At 66.4% G+C, this 19,663-nt stretch carries 14 protein-coding genes; 7 read left to right on the top strand and 7 right to left on the bottom strand.

Annotated elements, in window-relative coordinates; translation table 11 throughout:
* On the bottom strand, positions 1 to 1,065 hold the full coding sequence (gene ald, locus B0E46_RS06910) for an alanine dehydrogenase (protein ID WP_077555051.1): 1,065 nt from the start codon (positions 1,063 to 1,065) through the stop codon (positions 1 to 3).
* A gap of 215 nt (positions 1,066 to 1,280) precedes the next feature.
* Here ald and trxB point away from each other — a divergent pair, with 215 nt between their 5' ends.
* The 3 genes from trxB to aat all read left to right on the top strand — a co-directional run bounded on the left by trxB (position 1,281) and on the right by aat (position 4,220).
* Positions 1,281 to 2,243, top strand: a complete 963-nt coding sequence (trxB, locus tag B0E46_RS06905) for a thioredoxin-disulfide reductase (protein WP_077555050.1) — start codon at positions 1,281 to 1,283, stop codon at positions 2,241 to 2,243.
* 94 nt (positions 2,244 to 2,337) lie between these two features.
* Positions 2,338 to 3,477, top strand: coding sequence for a GNAT family N-acetyltransferase (locus B0E46_RS06900; protein ID WP_077555214.1), 1,140 nt, complete (start codon positions 2,338 to 2,340; stop codon positions 3,475 to 3,477).
* The gene (gene aat / locus B0E46_RS06895; RefSeq protein WP_077555049.1) at positions 3,474 to 4,220 is read left to right on the top strand and encodes a leucyl/phenylalanyl-tRNA--protein transferase; all 747 of its coding nucleotides are present in this window, start codon (positions 3,474 to 3,476) and stop codon (positions 4,218 to 4,220) included. The genes B0E46_RS06900 and aat overlap by 4 nt, the downstream gene beginning before the upstream one ends.
* A gap of 15 nt (positions 4,221 to 4,235) precedes the next feature.
* Here aat and B0E46_RS06890 read toward each other — a convergent pair whose 3' ends face one another.
* The 3 genes from B0E46_RS06890 to B0E46_RS06880 all read right to left on the bottom strand — a co-directional run bounded on the left by B0E46_RS06890 (position 4,236) and on the right by B0E46_RS06880 (position 8,428).
* Positions 4,236 to 5,048, bottom strand: coding sequence for an HD domain-containing phosphohydrolase (locus B0E46_RS06890; protein WP_139350453.1), 813 nt, complete (start codon positions 5,046 to 5,048; stop codon positions 4,236 to 4,238).
* 105 nt (positions 5,049 to 5,153) lie between these two features.
* Positions 5,154 to 6,413 carry a flavodoxin-dependent (E)-4-hydroxy-3-methylbut-2-enyl-diphosphate synthase gene (ispG, locus tag B0E46_RS06885; RefSeq protein WP_077555212.1) on the bottom strand — a complete coding sequence of 420 codons (1,260 nt, stop codon included), beginning with the start codon at positions 6,411 to 6,413 and terminating at the stop codon, positions 5,154 to 5,156.
* Between the two features lie 77 nt (positions 6,414 to 6,490).
* Entirely contained in the window at positions 6,491 to 8,428 is a 1,938-nt protein-coding gene (locus B0E46_RS06880; RefSeq protein ID WP_254425076.1) for an acetyl-CoA hydrolase/transferase C-terminal domain-containing protein, read from the bottom strand.
* Positions 8,429 to 8,622: 194 nt separating this feature from the next.
* Between B0E46_RS06880 and xseA the strand changes: the two genes are divergently transcribed.
* On the top strand, positions 8,623 to 9,969 hold the full coding sequence (xseA, locus tag B0E46_RS06875; RefSeq protein ID WP_077555047.1) for an exodeoxyribonuclease VII large subunit: 1,347 nt from the start codon (positions 8,623 to 8,625) through the stop codon (positions 9,967 to 9,969).
* A 45-nt stretch (positions 9,970 to 10,014) separates the two neighbouring features.
* On the opposite strand, the gene B0E46_RS06870 is transcribed toward xseA, so the two are convergent.
* Entirely contained in the window at positions 10,015 to 10,782 is a 768-nt protein-coding gene (locus tag B0E46_RS06870) for a slipin family protein (RefSeq protein ID WP_077555046.1), read from the bottom strand.
* A gap of 166 nt (positions 10,783 to 10,948) precedes the next feature.
* Here B0E46_RS06870 and B0E46_RS06865 point away from each other — a divergent pair, with 166 nt between their 5' ends.
* Positions 10,949 to 12,379: an aldehyde dehydrogenase family protein gene (locus tag B0E46_RS06865; protein ID WP_077555211.1), complete on the top strand. Its 1,431-nt coding sequence runs from the start codon at positions 10,949 to 10,951 to the stop codon at positions 12,377 to 12,379.
* Between the two features lie 21 nt (positions 12,380 to 12,400).
* Here B0E46_RS06865 and B0E46_RS06860 read toward each other — a convergent pair whose 3' ends face one another.
* Positions 12,401 to 13,162 (bottom strand): YdcF family protein, encoded by a 762-nt coding sequence (locus B0E46_RS06860; RefSeq protein ID WP_077555045.1) that lies wholly within the window; start codon positions 13,160 to 13,162, stop codon positions 12,401 to 12,403.
* Between the two features lie 165 nt (positions 13,163 to 13,327).
* Between B0E46_RS06860 and B0E46_RS06855 the strand changes: the two genes are divergently transcribed.
* Together B0E46_RS06855 and B0E46_RS06850 are read left to right on the top strand one after the other, a co-directional pair.
* Positions 13,328 to 16,756 (top strand): glycosyltransferase, encoded by a 3,429-nt coding sequence (locus B0E46_RS06855; RefSeq protein ID WP_077555044.1) that lies wholly within the window; start codon positions 13,328 to 13,330, stop codon positions 16,754 to 16,756.
* A 75-nt stretch (positions 16,757 to 16,831) separates the two neighbouring features.
* The gene (locus B0E46_RS06850; RefSeq protein WP_077555043.1) at positions 16,832 to 18,601 is read left to right on the top strand and encodes an N-6 DNA methylase; all 1,770 of its coding nucleotides are present in this window, start codon (positions 16,832 to 16,834) and stop codon (positions 18,599 to 18,601) included.
* On the opposite strand, the gene B0E46_RS06845 is transcribed toward B0E46_RS06850, so the two are convergent.
* Entirely contained in the window at positions 18,575 to 19,621 is a 1,047-nt protein-coding gene (locus B0E46_RS06845; protein WP_077555042.1) for a restriction endonuclease, read from the bottom strand. The genes B0E46_RS06850 and B0E46_RS06845 overlap by 27 nt on opposite strands.
* Positions 19,622 to 19,663: the final 42 nt, after the last annotated feature.

Here is a 19,663-nt window from a genome sequence, read left to right as displayed (position 1 = left end):
TCAGAGCATACCTTGCAATGCCGGATGTACCAGCTTGCCGCCGTCGACATTGATGCCGCCGGCCAGCGGAGCGAACTCGCGCCATTCGTTGCCGGCCGCCAGGCGCTGCACGTACGGCAGGATCGCGGCGGAGATCGCCACCGACGAGGTCTGCGGCACCGCGCCCGGCATGTTGGTCACGCAGAAGTGCGTCACGCCGTGCACGTCATAGGTCGGCTCCTTCCAGGTGGTCGGCTTGGAGGTCTCGAAGCAGCCGCCCTGGTCGATCGAGATGTCGACCAGCACCGAGCCCGGCTCCATCGTCCTGACCATCGCTTCGGTGACCACGCGCGGGGCCTTGGCGCTGGGGATCAGCACGGCACCGACCACGATGTCGGCATCGCGCACTTCCTCGGCGACCGAGGACTCGTAGGCGTACAGCGCGGTGACGTTCGGGCCCATCGCCATCATCTCGGCAAGGCGATCCTGGCGCTTGTCGAACACCACCACGTTGGCACCGGCCGCCGCGGCCAGTGCGGCAGCGTTGCCACCGGCCGCGCCGGCACCCAGCACCACCACCTTGCCGCGCGGGGTCGAGGCCATGCCGCCCAGCAGCTTGCCCTTGCCGCCCTGCGGACGATGCAGCAGGGTCGTGCCGATCTGGGTCGCGATGCGACCGGCAATCACCGACATCGGCAGCAGCAGCGGCAGGCCGCCGTTTTCTTCCACCGACTCGAACGCCACGCCGGTCAGGCCGATGTCGAGCAGGCTCCTGGTCAGCGCCGGCTCGGCAGCCAGGTGCAGGTAGCAGAACAGCAGGTGGTGCTTCCTCAGCAACGCCAGGTCGCCCGCGACCGGCTCCTTCACCTTGACGATCAGCTCGCCAGCCTCGTACAGCGCGGCGGCGTCCGGCACGATCTTGATGCCCTGCTTGACGTAGGCCTCGTCGGCGAAGCCGCTCTTCAGGCCGGCGCCGGCCTGCAGGAACACTTCGTGGCCACGGCGCACCAGGTCGGCGGCGGCGGCGGGAACGAGGGCAACGCGACCTTCGAGGGTCTTGGTTTCGGAGGGGATACCGATACGCATGGGAGCAGTCCTGTGGGTTCGTAGCAGGGGCGATTGCATGCGCCCAGCCTGGTTAATAAAGCATCAATGGACTGGAAAGCTTGAATCGGGGTGCTCCCTTCCCCATCCTTGCGAATTCAGACTCCGCCTCGTGCCGCGAAACGGTTGCATGAAACCACGGCCGGGGTTGAAGCGAATAACGATCAAAGCTGCCAGTTAACCCAAGGATTATAACCATGACGACCCCCAAGCACAGCCGCCTGCTGATCCTCGGCTCCGGCCCGGCCGGCTACACCGCTGCGGTGTACGCCGCGCGCGCCAACCTGAAGCCGACCATGATCACCGGCCTGCAGCAGGGCGGCCAGCTGATGACCACCACCGACGTGGACAACTGGCCGGGCGACGTCGAGGGCCTGCAGGGTCCGGCGCTGATGCAGCGCATGGCCGAACATGCCGAACGCTTCCATACCGAGATGATCTTCGACCACATCCATACGGCGGACCTGAAGCAGCGCCCGTTCCGGCTCAAGGGCGATTCGGGCGAGTACACCTGCGACGCGCTGATCATCACCACCGGCGCCACCGCCAAGTACCTCGGCATCGCCAGCGAGGAGAAGTACAAGGGCAAGGGCGTGTCCGCCTGCGCCACCTGCGACGGCTTCTTCTTCCGCGACCAGGACGTGGTGGTGATCGGCGGCGGCAACACCGCGGTCGAGGAAGCGCTGTACCTGGCCAACATCGGCCGCAAGGTCTACCTGGTGCATCGCCGCGACAAGCTGCGCGCCGAGAAGATCATGCAGGACAAGCTGTTCGAGAAGGCCGCCGCCGGCAAGATCGAACTGGTGTGGAACCACAGCATCGACGAGGTGCTCGGCGACGACACCGGCGTCACCGGCGTACGCGTGAAGGACGTCAACTCCGGCGTCACCCGCGACATCGCCGCGACCGGCTTCTTCGTGGCGATCGGCCATACGCCGAACACCGGCATCTTCGAAAGCCAGCTGGACATGCACGACGGCTACCTCAAGATCCACAGCGGCCAGCACGGCATGGCCACGATGACCTCGATCCCCGGCGTGTTCGCCGCGGGCGACGTGGCCGACCACGTGTATCGCCAGGCGGTGACCTCGGCCGGCTTCGGCTGCATGGCGGCGCTGGATGCCGAGCGCTGGCTGGATCAGCAGACGCCGGCTGGATGACATGCGGGAGCGCACCCTGTGCGCGACGCTTTCCGTCACGTGACGAAGAGCCATCGCGCACAGGGTGCGCTGCTGCAGCAAGGCCGCACCCACCATGCATGACATCCGTTTCCACGCCGCGATCGCCGAACTGCCTGCCGCGGAGTGGGATGCGCTGCGCGCCGATGCGAATCCATTCGTGTCGCACGCGTTCCTCGCCGCACTGGAACAGGCTGGTTGCGTGCGCCCCGAGTGGGGTTGGCAGGCGCATCACCTGGGCCTGTACGACGATGGCCGACTGCTGGCTGCCGCACCGCTGTACCTGAAAGGCAACTCGCATGGCGAGTTCGTGTTCGACTTAAGCTGGGCCAGCGCATGGCAACGTGCCGGCGGCGAGTACTACCCGAAGCTGCTCAATGCCGTGCCCTACTCGCCGGTGCCCGGCCCTCGCCTGCTTGCCGGCAACGATGCACGGACAGCCTTCCTGCAGCGCACGCTGGTCGAGGCGATGCGCAGTGAAGCCGCGCGGCTGGGACTGTCCTCGGTGCATGCCAACTTCCTGCAGGAAGCCGAACTGGCGGCGTTCGGTGCAGACTGGCTGGCCCGCTCGGACGTGCAGTTCCACTGGCACAACCGCGGCTACCGGCACTTTCCGGATTTCCTCGCCGCGCTCAACCACAAGAAGCGCAAGAACATCCTGCGCGAGCGCAGCCAGGTCGCCGCCAGCGACCTGCTGATCGAATGGCGCAGCGGCGACACGCTCAGCCACGACGAATGGCGCCAGGTGCATGCGCTGTACGAAGCCACCTTCGATGCCAAGGGCAACCATGCCGCGCTGACCGCGGCCTTCTTCCGCCAGCTCGGCACACTGGGCCAGACTGCGCAGCTGGCGCTGGCCCGCCACGATCAGTCCATCGTCGCCATGGCGTTGTTCGTGCAGAGCGAGCATGTGCTGTACGGCCGCTACTGGGGTGCCTCGGTGGACGTGCCAGGGCTGCATTTCGAGCTGTGCTACTACCGCGGCATCGAGCATGCGATTGCGCAGCAGCTGATCCGCTTCGAGCCCGGCGCGCAAGGTGAGCACAAACTGGCGCGCGGCTTTCTGCCGGTGCGCACGCACTCGCGGCATTGTCTGCTGAATCCGGGGTTTCGCGCCGCCGTGGCCACCGCGCTTGCGCGTGAGGCGGAAGCGGTCGACGCTTATGCTGCCGAACTGCAACATCACAGCCCGTACGCCGACCACGCCAGACGATGATCCACCTGCCGCAGCTCGCCGCCGATCTACCGGATCATTTCCCCGATCCACGCGCTGCCCTGGCCGAGCCGAACGGGCTGCTGGCGTTCGGTGGCGACCTGTCACCGTCACGGCTGCTCACCGCCTACAGCATCGGCATCTTTCCCTGGTTCAGCGAAGGCGAACCGATCCTGTGGTGGTCGCCGGACCCGCGCTGCGTGTTTCGCACCGGGAGCCTGAAGATCAACCGCAGCCTGCGCCGCCAGCTTGCCGGCAAGTCGTGGCGATTGACTGTCGATCATGCGTTCGACCAGGTGATCCGCGCCTGCGCCGCGCCGCGCGCCGGGGAGTCAGGTACCTGGCTGGTCCCGGCGATGATCGATGCCTATGCGCAGCTGCATCGCCAGGGCCATGCGCACAGCATGGAGGTCTGGGATGGCGCCCGCCTGATCGGCGGCATCTATGGCGTCGCGATCGGCCGGCTGTTCTGTGGCGAGTCGATGTTCAGCGCCGTCAGCGGCGGTTCGAAGATCGCCCTGACAGCGCTGGCCCAGCTGCTGCGCGAACTGGAATTTCCGCTGATCGACGCCCAGGTGAGCAATCCACACACACGGTCCATGGGTGCACTCGAAGTGCCGCGTGCGTGGTACCTGTCGGAGGTTGAACGCCTTACGCGGTTGCCCGGACCCACTGGCAACTGGGCCTGGCTCACCCCACGGCTATCGCAGCCGTGCGTGGATCGGGCAACGGATCGGCCGGACTGACAAGTCGCTGCAGATTCAGCCGTTGACGGCATCGCCGAGCTTTCTGATGTCCTCGCGATGCTGCAGGAACAGCGCCACCAGATTCGGATCCAGCTGGCTGCCGGCGGCCTTGCGCAGGTAATCCAGCACGTCCGCCTCCGGCCATGCCGGCTTGTAGACGCGCGCCGTGATCACCGCGTCCCATACGTCGACCACGCTGAAAATCCGCGCCGCCAGCGGAATCGCCTCGCCGCGCAAACCTTGCGGATAGCCGGTACCGTCCCAGCGTTCGTGATGGCTGTACGGGATGTCGGCAACCCCACGCAGGAAATCCACCCGTTGCAGCAAGTCGTAGCCGATCTGCGGATGCTGGCGCATCAGCGTCATCTCGTTCTCATCGAGCTTGCCCGGCTTGATCAGCACCGCATCGGGCAAGGCCAGCTTGCCGATGTCGTGCAGCAGCGCCCCCAGCATGAGGTTGTGCAGCGCCTCGCCCTGCACGCCGGCGAACCTGGCCAAGCCGGCGGCCATGCGCATCACCCGGTCGGAGTGGTCGCCGGTTTCCTTGTGGCGAATATCCATCGCCGACACCAGCACACGCAGCGACTGCTGATGGCCGTCCCGCAACGTCTGGTTGATCGCCCCCAGCCGGCTCAGGTCACGGCCGATCATCCAGTACAGCACGACCCCGGTGACCAGCACGAACAAGCCGCCCTTGATGCTTTGCAGGAGGGTGAGTTCGGCCTGTCCGTGGACCAGGGCGTTCAGCGCGCGATCCGAAAACCAGATCCACAGCACCGAGATCAGCACATAGAAAAAGGCAATGCGGAATTGGGGATTGATCTTCACGGCAAGGCTCCGGCGAGGGGTCTCGCACGCGGCATTCGCGCCACGCTTCGTCGTGGACAGGCGAAAGTGTGAAGCACCGACCACGAAGACAGTGTGACAGAAGCCTCAGCTGGCCCGCGCCGTGTACTTGCGGGCCACGTAGTCGTCGAGGATGCCGACGAATTCGTTGGCGATGTTGTCGCCGCGCAAGGTCATCGCCTTCTCGCCGTCGATGAATACGGGCGCCGCGGGCGCCTCGCCGTTGCCGGGCAGCGAGATGCCGATGTTGGCGTGCTTGGATTCGCCCGGTCCGTTGACGATGCAACCCATCACCGCCAGGGTGAGGTTCTCCACGCCGTCGTATTTCACCCGCCACAACGGCATCTGCTCGCGCACGTGCTCCTGCACCGTCTTCGCCAGTTCCTGGAAGAATTCGCTGGTGGTGCGCCCGCACCCCGGGCAGGCCGTGACCAGGGGCGTGAACGAACGCAGGCCCATGGTCTGCAGCAGCTCCTGCGCCACGATCACCTCGCCGGTACGCGAGGCGCCCGGCTCCGGCGTCAGCGAGATGCGGATGGTGTCGCCGAGGCCTTCCTGCAACAACACCGCCAGAGCCGCGCTGGAGGCGGTGATGCCCTTGGAGCCCATGCCGGCCTCGGTGAGGCCCAGATGCAGCGCATAGTCGCAGCGCGCGGCAAGGTCGCGGTACACCGCGATCAGCTCCTGCACGCCGGAGACCTTGCACGACAGGATGATGCGATCGCGCGCCAAGCCGATCTCCTCGGCTCGAGCGGCGGAATCCAGTGCCGAACGGATCAACGCCTCGCGCGCCACATGCGAGGCATCCCACGGCTGGGCGCGCTGGTGGTTCTCGTCCATCAGGGTGGCGACCATGCTCTGGTCGAGCGAGCCCCAGTTGGCGCCGATGCGCACCGGCTTGTTGTACTGGATCGCCTTCTCGATGATGGCCGCGAACTGGCTGTCCTTCTTCTTGCCGAAACCGACGTTGCCCGGGTTGATGCGGTACTTCGCCAATGCCTCGGCACAGGCCGGCTCGGCCTCCAGCAACTGATGACCGTTGTAATGGAAGTCGCCGATGATCGGCACTTCCACGCCCATCATCGCCAGGCGCTCGGCGATGCGCGGCACCGCCGCGGCGGCGGCAGGCGTGTTCACCGTGATGCGCACCAGCTCGGAGCCGGCGCGCGCCAGTTCGGCGATCTGCTTGGCGGTGCTGGCCGGATCCTCGGTGTCGGTGTTGGTCATCGACTGCACCACGATCGGCGCACCGCCGCCGACCTTCACCTTGCCGATCTGCACGGCCACGCTGGGACGGCGCGAGGTGGGCTCAGCCAGACGCGGGGACGAGGAAGCTGTTTCATTCATGGCGAACGTGACCGGATCGTACGGCCGCAACGACGGGGCGGCGAAGCTGCAAGGATAACCGAACCGGTGTGACCGCTTCAGCGTCGCAAGGCCGCCTGCAGCAGTCGACGCTGTACGCGATCGGCGAGCGTGCGCGGTACCGCCAAGCCCATCCGCGCCAGCGCCTCGGCTTCGGCTTCCGCCACCGGGCCCGGCCGGCAGACGGCACGCAGCAGGCGGAATCTGCCTGGCCAGGTGCTGCTGGCGGATTTCAGCCAGTTCAGGGCAGGCAGCAGGCGCTGCTCGACTTCGGTGAAATCGCTGCCGAACGGAAAGACCGGCAACATGCCTTTCTGCTGCAGCGGCGCCAGCGCCTCATGCAGGTGTCGCGGATGGTGCTGGCGCCAGGCCTCCGGGATCGCGAAATCCGCCGCCAGCTTGCCATGCGCCTTCGCCTCGGCGCACAACGCATCGAGGAAACGCGCGTCGCTGATCGACAGCATCGCCTCGATGCATTCGCTGTCGCTCTTGCCGCGCAGGTCGGCGATGCCGTACTCGGTGATGATGAAATCGCGCAGGTGGCGCGGGATGGTGGTCTGGCCGTAGTTCCAGCGGATATTGCTCTCGATGCCGCCGCGGGTGCTGCGGGTCGCGCGCAGCAGCAGCGCCGAGCGGCCATCGGGCAGCTCGTGCGCCATCGCCACGAAGTTGTACTGGCCGCCGACGCCGCTGACCACCGCGCCGTCTTCGAGCGTATCGGACACCGCCGCGCCGAGCAGGGTCGCCATCATGCAGGTATTGAAGAATCGTGCGCCGCGCCGCTGCAGCATCGCCAGCGCCTGATGGTCGCCATACAGCTGGTTGACATTGGAGACCGGGCACATGTCGATCGCATCCGGGTCGGCCGCCTCGGTGGCGTCGAGCCAGTCGTACAGTTCCTGCGAGCCGAGGAAGAACGCGCCGCGCAGATAATGGCCGCCCGGCGTGGATTGGTTCAGCCGGCCATTGGCGGAAGCGCGCTCCAGCGCGAGGTTGTCCCAGCTGCGCCGCTTGAGGATGCCGCCGCGCTGCAGGTGCATGAAACCATCCATCACCATCTCGCTGGCGCCGTACAGGCCGGCCTGGAACGGCGCCAGGCCGCCGATGCGTCCAGCCAGCGCGTGGGTGGCGCCTTGTGGATCCAGCGCCACCAGGGCGCGTCGCCATTGCGTATTGTCGTGCTGGCGCAGCAGCAATGCCTTGACCAGCGCGTCGGACAGGGCGCCGATGCCGATCTGCAGGCAGCCGCCGTCCCTGACCAGCGCGCTGGCATGCAGGCCCAGCGCGTATTCCGCCAGGTCGACCGGCAGCCGCGGCAGCATGAACAGCCGCGGCGATTCCTGCGGACACAGCTCCACATCGAAATACGCTTCCGCCACTTCGGCGGCACCGCTCATGTAGGGCAGATCCGGATGCACCACGGCGACGCACAACGGCCGCTGCCTGCCTGCAGCCTGCACCTGGCTGAGGAAATCCAGCGTCAGATCCGGGTTGCACGACAGGCTGTAGCGCACGCCGTCCGGCCCTTCGCGCCGCGCCACCAGCTGCACCAGCAGGTTGATCTCCTGCACCGCCAGGTCGCGGGCGACGTGGGTGTAGTTCTGGCTGATGTAATTTCGTTGGGCGCGCGTCGAGTGCAGCAGCGCGCCGGACTGCAGGTAGAACTCGTGTACCTCGACGTTTGCAGGCAACGCGTCGCGCGCCTCGTCCAGCGCGTACTGCGGATCGACCTGGTCGGCACCGAAATGCCGCTCAAGGAAAGGGGCGAGGAAACGCTGCTCCAGCCCCGGCGCCGGCTGCGGTTGCGTCAGCGAAAGCGCCGTGTACAGACGCAACGAACGGGTCGGTTCGCCCCGGGTCAGCTGGTACAGCGCATTGAGCAGGCCGTGCGGCTTGCCCAGACCCAGCGGAGCGGCGATGCGCAGATCCGGGCCCAGCTCGTCGGCGAGGTAGCGTGCACAGGCATCGGTGTCGCTGTAGCGGTGCTCGATCGGCATGCTCCGGATCATGCCAGAAGCCCCGGCCGCCGGCTCCTGGCCAATCCCGAATATCCAGCGCGGACGCGAATGGCCTGAAGCAGACGATGGCTGCGCGCCCGCTTTCACTGCTTGATGCTGTTCATGCACTTTCCGCGTCAAGCGGATGTTTTCTCACGACTTGATACTGCCAGCATGCTAGGCTCGTATCCCTTATGCATGCGCCGTTCGACGATACGCCACGCCACCTACTGACCCCCAGCTCGCTCAACCGTCTGGTGCGCGACCTGCTGGGCGATGTGTTCCCGCAGGTGTGGATCGAGGGCGAGCTGTCGAATGTGGCGAAACCGGCTTCAGGCCACCTGTACTTCACCCTCAAGGACAACGGTGCGCAGGTGCGCTGCGCGATGTTCAAGCCGAAGGCCGGGATGCTGCGCTTCCGTCCGGTCGACGGCATGCAGGTGCTGTTGCGTGCCAAGGTCGGCCTGTACGAGCCGCGCGGCGAGTTCCAGCTGGTCGCCGAGAGCATGGAGCCGGCGGGCGAAGGCGCCTTGCAGCGCGAATTCGAACAGCTCAAGGCGCGGCTCGATGCCGAAGGCCTGTTTGCGCAGGCGCGCAAGCGCCCCCTGCCCCGTTATGCGCGTCGCATCGGCGTGATCAGCTCGGCCACCGGTGCCGCCGTGCGCGACGTGCTGAGCGTGCTTGGCCGGCGCTGGCCGCTGGTGGACGTCGAGGTGTTGCCGGTACCGGTGCAGGGCCGCGAGGCGCCACCGGCGATCGTCGCGATGCTGCGCAAGGCCTCGGCCAGCGGGCGCTACGACGCGCTGTTGCTGACCCGCGGCGGTGGCTCGCTGGAAGACCTGTGGGCATTCAACGACGAGGCGGTGGCGCGGGCGATCCATGCCAGCGCGGTGCCGGTGGTTTCCGCGGTCGGCCACGAGATCGACTTCAGCATCGCCGACTTCGTCGCCGACCTGCGCGCGCCGACACCGTCGGCCGCGGCGGAACTGCTGGTACCTGATGCCGTGGCGATCGACCGTCATCTGCAGCAGCTGCAACAGCGCATGGTCACCTTGCAGCAACGCCAGCTGCAGGCACATGCACAACGCGTCGACCACCTGCTGGCACGGCTGCAGGCCCAGCGGCCGCAGGCACGGCTGGCACGCGACCGCGAACGCCTGCTGCATCTGCAACACCGCCTGGGCGTCGTGTTGCGCGAACAGAGCCAGCTCCGCCATACCCGGCTGGAGCGGCTGCATGCGCGCCTGCTGGCTCGGCATCCACGAGCACAGCTGTCGTTGCTGGCGCACCGGCTGACCGAACAGGACCAGCGCCTGCGCCGCGCGATCACCTACACGCTGGAGCGCCGGCAGACCGCGCTACGTCATGCAGGGCACGCCCTGCATGCGATAAGCCCGCTGGCTACGCTGGAACGCGGCTACGCGATCCTGTTCGACGAGGCGGGACAGGTCGTGCGCTCGGTCGCCACTGTCAGCGAGGGCGACACCGTCAATGCCCGCGTGAGCGATGGCAAATTCAGCCTGCGGGTGCTTGGCAAGTAGTCGGCAGCACTTGCCGGCGCTCGCCGGCCGCCGATGCAGGCCCGCTCAATCGCTGCCCGCTGCCTTGTCCGCCACGCGCACCAGGGCGCTGGCCGCACTGACGAACTCCGACGGCATCATCACGATGGTCATCGTGTTCTGCTCCGCGCCGACTTCGGTCAGCATCTGCATGCGGCGCAGCTCCATCGCCATCGGCATGTGCGCCATCTTGGCGGCCGCCTCGGTAAGCTTCAGCGCGGCATCGTGCTCGGCCTCGGCCTTGATGATGCGGGCGCGCTTCTCGCGGTGCGCCTCGGCTTCCTGCGCCATCGCGCGCTGCATGGACTGCGGGATCTCCACGTCCTTGATCTGCACGCGATCGACTTCGACGCCCCACGGCTCGGTGACCTTGTCGATGATCTCGCCGAGCATGCTGGACAGCTTCTCCTGTTCCTTCAGCAGCTCGTCCAGCGAATGCTGCCCCATCACGCTGCGCAGGCTGGTCAGCGCGGTCTGGCGCACCGCGTCCTCGAAGTTCGCCACCTGCACGATCGCCCGCTCCGGGTTGATCACCTTGTACCAGACCACCGCGCGCACCTTCACCGGCACGTTGTCGTTGGTCATGGTTTCCTGCGGCTCGATGTCCTGGGTCATCACGCGCACGTCGACCACCTGCATCCGTTCGATGACGGGGATGATCCAGGTCAGGCCGGGTTCGCGGGTGGCGCTGTAGCGCCCCAGCCGGAACACCAGGCCGCGCTGGTACTGCTGCAGCACACGCAGGCCACTGAGGCCCAGAAAGATCAGCACCACAAAGAAACCGAACAGAGGCATGGAAATCACCCGGAGTGGAGAGCACCGACCGCACCAGTGTACGCGCGTGCCGGCATGGTGCCGCATCCCGGCCTGGCACAGGGATTCCAGTCCGGTCGCTTGTCACGAACACTGAACATGTCGCCCGTCTATGCTGTCCGGCAACCTGTTTCGCCCGGTCGCCACGATGCTCAAGAAAACCTACCCCTACTATCTCGCCAACCAGCCGCAGCAGCCGAATGCCGACCTGGTCGTGCTGGACAAATACAGCGGCAAGATCGCGACGCGAGTGGCGATGCCCGATGCCAAAGCCACCGAAAAGGCGATCGTTGCCGCCGTGAAAGCCACCGCTCCGATGCGCGCGTTCAAGCCGTGGGCGCGACAGGCGGTTCTGCAGCATTGCGCGCAACGCTTTGACGAGCGCCGTGACGAGCTGGCCGAGGCGCTGTGCATCGAGGCCGGCAAACCGATCAAGGACGCCGCCGGGGAAGTGACCCGGCTGATCGAGACGTTCCGGATCGCCGCCGAGGAGGCCGTGCGCATCAACGGCGAGACGCTTAACCTGGAACTGGCCTCGCGCCTCGACGGTTACCACGGCTACACCAAACGCGTACCACTGGGGCCGGTGTCGTTCATCACGCCGTTCAACTTCCCGCTGAACCTGGTCGCGCACAAGGTGGCGCCGGCGATCGCCGCCGGCTGTCCGTTCGTGCTGAAGCCGTCGGAGAAAACCCCGCTCGGCGCGCTGATCATCGGCGAGGTGCTGGCCGAGACCGATCTGCCGAAAGGCGCATTCTCGATCCTCACGCTGGACGGCAAGCACGCCGCCCCCCTGGTCGAGGATGAACGCTTCAAGCTGCTCTCGTTCACCGGTGGCCAGATCGGCTGGGCGCTCAAGGCGCGTGCAGGCCGCAAGAAGGTCGTGCTGGAACTGGGCGGCAATGCCGCCTGCATCGTCGATGCCGATCAGAAGCAGCATCTCGACCGCGTGGTCGAACGACTGCTCTTCGGCGCCTTCTACCAGTCCGGCCAGAGCTGCATCGGGGTACAGCGCATCTACGCGCATGCCGACGTCTACGACGCGCTGAAGAAGAAGCTGGTCGCCGCCACCAAGAAACTCGAGGCCGGCGACCCGAAGCGGAAGGAAGTGTTCCTCGGTCCGATGATCGACGAGGCCGCCGCCGAACGCCTGCATGGCTGGATCGTGGAAGCGAAGCAGGCCGGCGGCAAGATCCTGTGCGGCGGCAGGCGCAGCGGCAACATGCTGGAAGCGACCTTGATGGAAAACGTGCCGCGCGATGCCAAGGCCAACCGCATGGAAGCCTTCGGCCCGTTCGCCCTGCTCGCCCCGTTCAAGAAATTCGGCGACGCGATCGCGCTGGTCAACGACTCCGACTACGGCCTGCAGGCCGGTGTCTTCACCGACAGCCTCGACCACGCGATGCGCGCCTGGAACGCGCTGGAACAGGGCGGCGTGATCGTCAACGACATCCCCAGCTTCCGCGTCGACAACATGCCCTACGGCGGCGTGAAACTGTCCGGCCTCGGCCGCGAAGGCGTGCGTTACGCGATCGAGGACATGACCGAGATCCGCCTGATGGTGATGCGGGAAACTTGAAGACGGCCGGGCCGAACCCGCCTACAGCGCGCCAGGCTCCGTCGCGCGCACGTTCCAGCCCATCGCGTTGTAGAGGTGGTACTGCGCGATGCCGGCATATTCGTGCAAGGCCAGGTCGGCCATGGCGAAGTTGTACGAGAGCGGCGACCACGAGGCGATGCCGCTGGCATAATCGGCCCGCATCGGCGTGGCCTGGATGCCGAAGTGGGTGAAATACAGCATGCCGCGACGCAGGTGGAAGCCGGACGACACCAGCAGCACGCGATCCGCACCCCAGGCCTTCAGCAGCGGGGCGCTGAACTGGGCGTTCTGCCAGGTGTTCATGCTGCGCGACTCCAGCATCACGTCATCGGCATCGACGCCCAGCTGGCGTAACTGGTCGGCATAGATCGCCGCCTCCGACTTGCCGAAGGCGCGCGCATCGCCGCCACTTACCTCGACCTTGCACTGCCGGCCGCCGAGCCGGCAGGCGCGATACAAGGCAGCCGCCTTGTCGATGCGCCCGTAGGCGAGCAGGCTCGCCTCGACCTGGCCGTTGCCCACTACCCTGACCGTGCCCGCCCCCAGCAGCACGATCGCATTGCGTTGCCCCCACACCGGTGGCGCATCCACCGCATAGGCGGCCTGCAGCCGTGCGAGCAGCCAGGTCGGCACCGGGCCGCAACCGACGGCCAGCAACAGGATCAAGGCCAGCGCGATCAGCGCACGGCTGCAACGTCGCCATCTCAGCAACGCCAGCAGCATCGCCAGCAGGCTGAGCACAAGCAGCACATTCAGAGTCATCGGCACAGCCCGCAGGAGAGTGGATCGCATTATGCCCACGCACCACATCGTCGGGCGGACTGCCGTTGCCGCGATCCCGTATCATCGCGATTCGACTCGCTGCTGCGCGACCAAGCGGTTCCGTGCAGACTGGCAAACCGCCGCACCTGCCCATCCCCCTTACGCATGCAAAAGAAACCGATCTTCTTCGACCCCACCGGCCGACGGGCCAGCCATGTCTCGCGACTGGCGCTGCTGGCCGGCGTGGTCAGCACGCTGTTCGTGGTGGCCTGCGCGATCAGCCTGTTCGTCGGGCCGAGCATGGTCGGGCTGCACCTGGGCGGGCATGGCAAGACCCGGCATGCACTGGCCGGGGTCAAGGCGGCCGATCCCGAACTGCTCAAACCCGCCGCCAGGCTGGCGGCGGAAGTACGTGCCCGGCAGAAGCTGCTGCATCCGCCGCGCGTCCGCGCCGGCAAGAGCGGCGTGGCGCGCACGCCACCGCCGCCATCGCTGAACAAGCCGGCCGACCGGGCACTGGCGATCGGCTTCTACGTCAACTGGGATGACAGCAGCTATGCCTCGCTGAAGCGTTCGCTGCCCACGCTGGACTGGGTGATCCCCAGCTGGATGAGCGTGAGCGGCCCGGACATGGCGCTGCATACCAGCATCGATGCCAAGGCGCTGGACCTGATCCGCACGCAGAAACCCTCCACCCCGATCCTGCCGTTGCTGCAGAACGCCGTGGACAGCCACTGGGACGGCAAGGGTCTGGCACGCATGCTGGCGAATCCGGCGGTGCGCCAGGCGCGCATCGCGCAGATCGTCGCATTCGTCGCCGCCAACCACTTCCAGGGCGTGACGGTGGACTTCGAGGAAGTCCCCGACAGCGCGCAGAAGAACCTCAAGGCCTTCCTCAACGAACTCAACGATGCGTTCGATCCGCACGGCTGGGGCATCGTGCTGACGGTGCCCTTCGACGATGCCGCATGGGACTACAAGGGCTACGCCGACATCGTCGACTTCGAACTGCTGATGGCCTACGACGAACACTGGGCGGGCAAGAACCCGGGCAGCATCGCCAGCCAGGACTGGTTCGAACGCAACCTGGACAAGCGCATGAAGGCGCTCGATCCGGACCAGACCATCGTGGCGATCGGCAACTACGGCTACGACTGGGCGCGTGGGCGCAGCGCCGATACGCTCACCTTCCAGGACGCGATGGATTTCGCCTCGGACGCCCAGGCGCGGATCGCGTTCGATCCGGATGCGCAGAACCCACGCTTCTCCTACAGCGACGACGACGGCATTACGCATCAGGTGTGGTTCCTCGACGGCGTCACCGCGTACAACCAGATCCATGCCGCCGATGACTACAAACCCTACGGCTATGCGCTGTGGCGACTGGGTTCGGAGGACCCGTCGGTCTGGTCGGTGCTGGGCCGCAACTACGGGGCACCGGCGCCTGACCAGCTGCGCACGATCGGCCAGGGCGAGGACATCGACATCGAAGGCCAGGGCGAAGTGCTCGAGATCGCTTCGCAGCCCGCACCGGGCGCACGTACCGTCGATGTGGACAAGGACGACGGCAGCATCGACGACGAGGGCTACACCAGCCTGCCCACTTCGTACGTGATCCAGCGCGCCGGCACGCTGCCGCACAAGATCGCGCTGACCTTCGATGACGGCCCCGATCCGGAGTGGACGCCGCAGATCCTCGACATCCTCAAGGCCAAGCAGGTGCCGGCGACGTTCTTCATCATCGGCGAGAACGCCGAGATGTCGCCGAAGCTGGTGCAGCGCGAGGTCAACGAGGGCCACGACGTCGGCAACCACACCTTCACCCACCCCAACCTCGGTGAAAGCCCGCCCGGCATCGTGGCGCTGGAGCTCAATGCCACCCAGCGTCTGTTCGAGGCGCTGACCGGCCGTTCGTTGCGACTGTTCCGCGCCCCTTACTTCGGCGATGCCGAGCCGACCACCGCCGACGAGTTGGTGCCGATCCAGATCGCGCAGAAGATGGGCTACATCTCGGTCGGTCTGCACATCGATTCGGAGGACTGGCAGCGGCCGGGAACCGACCAGGTCGTCAACAACGTGCTGAGCCAGATCGCCACCACCAACCCGGACCGCAAGGGCCAGGTGGTGCTGCTGCACGATGGCGGCGGCGAGCGCTCGCAGACACTGGCTGCGCTGCCGCGGATCATCGACGGGCTGCGTGCCGAGGGCTACGACTTCGTCACCGTGTCGACCCTGGCCGGCCTAAGCCGCGACCAGACCATGCCGCCGCTGCCGCCCGGTTCGCTGTCGCGCTGGGCCGACCGTTCGGTGTTCCTGACCCTGGGCATGTTCGGACATCTGACCAGTTGGCTGTTGATCATCGCGATCTCGCTCGGAGTGGCCCGATTGCTGCTGCTCGGCGGCCTCGCCCTCGTCAACCTGGCGCGTGAGCGGCGCCGCACGCCGCCGGTGCTGGGCAACGACCCGCCGCTGGTCTCGGTGCTGATCCCTGCCTACAACGAGGAAAAGGTGATCGCCAGCTCGATCCGCCGCATCCTCAAGAGCCGCTACCCGAACCTCGAACTCGTCGTCGTCGACGACGGCTCCACCGATGCCACCTCGGCGGTCGTCACCGAGCACTACGCGAACGAGCCGCGGGTGCGCCTCATCACCATTCCCAATGGCGGCAAGGCCCATGCGGTCAATACCGCCCTGCGCGAATCGCAGGGGGCCGTGGTGGTGGCGCTGGACGCCGACACCCAGTTCGAGCCGGACACCATCTCGCGGCTGGTGCGCTGGTTCATCGATCCCAGGGTCGGCGCCGTGGCCGGCAATGCCAAGGTCGGCAACCGGATCAACCTGATCACCCTGTGGCAGGCGCTGGAATACATCACCGCGCAGAACCTCGAGCGCCGAGCGCTGGCCGCGCTCGGCGCGATCACCGTCGTGCCGGGCGCCGTCGGCGCGTGGCGCCGCGAAGTGCTGGAGCAGTTGGGCGGCTTCCCGGCAGACACCCTGGCCGAGGACCAGGACCTGACCCTGGCCGTGCAGAAGGCCGGTTACCACACCTTGTTCGACAGCGAGGCGATCGCCTGGACCGAGGCGCCGGACAGCGCACGCGGCCTGGCCCGCCAGCGCTTCCGCTGGGCCTTCGGCACCCTGCAGTGCCTGTGGAAGCATCGCGACGCCACCTTCCGCCCGCGCTATGGCGCGCTCGGCATGGTCGCGCTGCCGCAGGTATGGCTGTTCCAGATCATCTTCTCGGTGGTGTCGCCGCTGGTCGACCTGGTGCTGGTGTGGCAGATCATCTCCACCAGCCTCGACTACCTGCAGCATCGCGGCCAGTTCAACGACGAGAACCTGATCAGGATGCTGATCTTCTACGCCGCCTTCATGGCGGTGGACCTCGCCGCCGCCGCGCTCGCCTTCGCGATGGAGAAGAAGGAGAAATGGAGTCTGCTGTGGTGGCTGGTGCTGCAGCGCTTCGGCTACCGCCAGCTGATGTACTACGTGGTGGTGCGCTCGGTGTGGACGGCGATCCGCGGCCCCTCCGTGGGCTGGGGCAAGCAGGAACGCAAGGCGACCGTGCAGGCCGGAAACGAGGCGGAATCCTGAGCCGGTACAACCGAACCGACACGCAACAGCGATGCCGCTTGTCCGGCGAATGTCTTCACACCTAGCATGGCCCTCATGAGCAACAAGCGCGAAGTTGAAGCCCGTTTGACCAAGCACCAGCGATACAGCCATGTCGATCAACAAAAATCTGCGGGTGCGACCTATACGCCCGCAGCCTTCGCGGAATTCGTCGCCGATCAGATGATCCGTGCGGCTTCACTCCCTGCCACGGGCGCGATTCGAATTCTGGATCCGGCTGTCGGCGACGGCGCCCTGCTCGATGCGCTGATCAAACGCCTGCCGCTTGCCGCCCGCAAACGCGCCACGGTCGTCGGCTACGACACGGACCCGGAGGCGATCGCGATCGCCTCGCAACGCCTGCGCCAGGATTTTCCGGCGCTGGATCTCCGGCTCGAGCAGCAGGACTTTCTCGAACACATCCTCCAGTTGCAGGAACGCGAGGGTACGTCCCCCGCGGCCGACGCTGCGCAGCCCTACCACCTGGTCATCGCCAATCCACCCTACGTGCGCACGCAGGTCATGGGTGCCCGGCAGGCCCGGCAATTGGCCGAAGGCTTCGGCCTCAGCGGCCGGGTCGACTTGTACTACCCGTTCCTGCTCGGCATATCCAACGTGCTGGCTGCGGACGGTGTTGCCGGTGTGATCACCTCCAACCGGTTCATGACCACCAAATCCGGGCAGGCCGTTCGTCGCGAACTGCTGTCCCGTTTCCGGATCGCGCATGCCTGGGATCTGGGCGACACGAAACTCTTCGATGCGGCCGTGCTGCCCTCGGTGCTGCTCGCTCACGGGACGACCGACCCGCGCCATCCGCATACCGACGGCATTGCCTTCTCGTCCATATACGAAACCCGCGACCCCGCCCAGGCCGACGCACCTGACGCGCTGGCCGCGCTGGCCGCCGCCGACGACACCGTCGTGGCCATTGCAGATGGGCGCCGCTTCCGTGTCCGGCATGGCGACCTCGACAACGGCCAGCATGCGGAAGGGCTGTGGCGCATTGCCACGCGCGTCAGCGATCAATGGCTGGCCACGGTCGCGGCGCATACCTGGGCGACCTTCCGCCGGATCGGCAAGATCCGGGTCGGCGTGAAATCCACCGCCGACAAGGTGTTCATACGCAGCGACTGGGCCAGCCTTCCCGGCGGCCGGCCCGAGTTGCTGCGCCCGCTGATCACGCGCCATGCCGCCCGGCGATTCAAGGCGGATGTTCCCGCCCATGCCAAACACATCAAGGAAATCCTCTACCCGCACGAAACCACCGGCAGCGGTCGCGCCGCCGTGGATCTGCGCCTTTACCCGAAGGCGGCCCGTTACCTCAAGCAGCACCGGGATGTGCTGGAGGCGAGGACCTACGTCATCGAGGCCGGACGCCGCTGGTATGAACTGTGGGTTCCGCAGGACCCGGCCGCATGGTCATCGCCGAAGGTCGTCTTTCCGGACATCTCCGAAAAGCCGGTGTTCTGGATCGATACCGATGGCGGCGTGGTGAACGGCGAATGCTATTGGCTGCAGTGCGAACGGCAAGGTGAGGAGGACCTGCTGTGGCTGGCCCTCGCGGTCGCCAATTCGAGCTTCATCGAGGCGTTCTACGACCATCGCTTCAACAACAAGCTCTACGCAGGCCGTCGGCGCTTCATCACCCAGTACGTGGAGCAATTTCCCCTGCCCGATCCGGCAAGCGAACAGGCCCGGACCATCGTGGCGCTGGCCAAGGCGATCCACGCAAAACTGCCCTCCGCCGAGGCCGAACGGTTGACCGCCGACCTCGACCGCCGTGTATGGCACGTGTTCGGATTACCGGTCGAAGAAATCGCGGGGTAACGGGATCTGGATCTTGCCATTGGCAACCCTGCCCTCAAACCGCCTGAAGCGCTGAAAGAAATCCGCCCCTGTCGTGACCAGCAGGTGCGTCAGCGTCACCTGCACGCCATTCGTTTCGGCGCAGAACACGGCATAGCGCGTGTCGCAATGCCGCGGCTGCAACGCACCGGGGCGTCCTCCATCCAGACGCTCCTCGCTGACCGGCAGAACCAGGCCGAGATCGATCGTGGGCGAGGTCTGCAGTTTCACTTCCAGCAACTGGTGCGGCAGGTCCGGGAATTGCCCCTTGTCCTCGTAACGCTGATATCCCAGACGTTCGCACACCAGACGGTGCAGCGCGGCGCCACGGCTGCGCTCCTGGTCGCGGCCGGGATCGGCAAACCGCTGCCCCACCAGCGACGAGAGACGCTCGAATATCTCGCGGATCGGCAGCAGCTCGCCGCTGACCGCCGCCTGCACCGGGCTGACCGCCGGGTTGAACCTTGCGCCAGGCCGCACGTGCGGCAGCAGCGGCTGGGTATCGTGCGGCGACACCAGTTCGCATGCCCGCGTGCCGAGCTCCAGGCTTGCTTGGTATTTGGTGGTGACGGTTCCGGTGGTATCGAGGGTGGCCAGCTGCGGGCCGCCGACCACTTTCACCTTGGTAATCACGTCGGCTTCCGTCACCTGGATGATCGCGTAACGCCGCGAGGGCGAAAGCTGCTCATTCCATATCTGCAGGTTCAAGGTCTTCTGCACATGAACGTCCAGCTGCTGGCCCAGAAAGCGCGGCTGGGTCCTGCGGAAGGATGCCGGCACCGGGTAGCCGAGCGCTTCGCATACGGCCTCCTTGACGACCTTGGATCGCGTGCGCAGCGGCAGGCCGGCCAGGGACTTGCCGCGCAGCCCGTCGTTCAGCATTTTTTCCAGGCGCTGCGTAGGTATCCAGTGATCGGCATCGCCGATATCGATCGGCTCGTAGATATCCTTGCCGGACGCTGCGATGGCGTTCTTGTAGTCGGGCTGTCTTTCCCTGCTCATAACTCATCTCCTTGAGTTGACCGTTCCACGAACTTCCATATT

Source organism: Rhodanobacter sp. B04, assembly GCF_002001125.1.
In the GTDB taxonomy this organism is placed as follows: domain Bacteria; phylum Pseudomonadota; class Gammaproteobacteria; order Xanthomonadales; family Rhodanobacteraceae; genus Rhodanobacter.
This window is presented reverse-complemented; position numbering and strand designations above follow the sequence as displayed.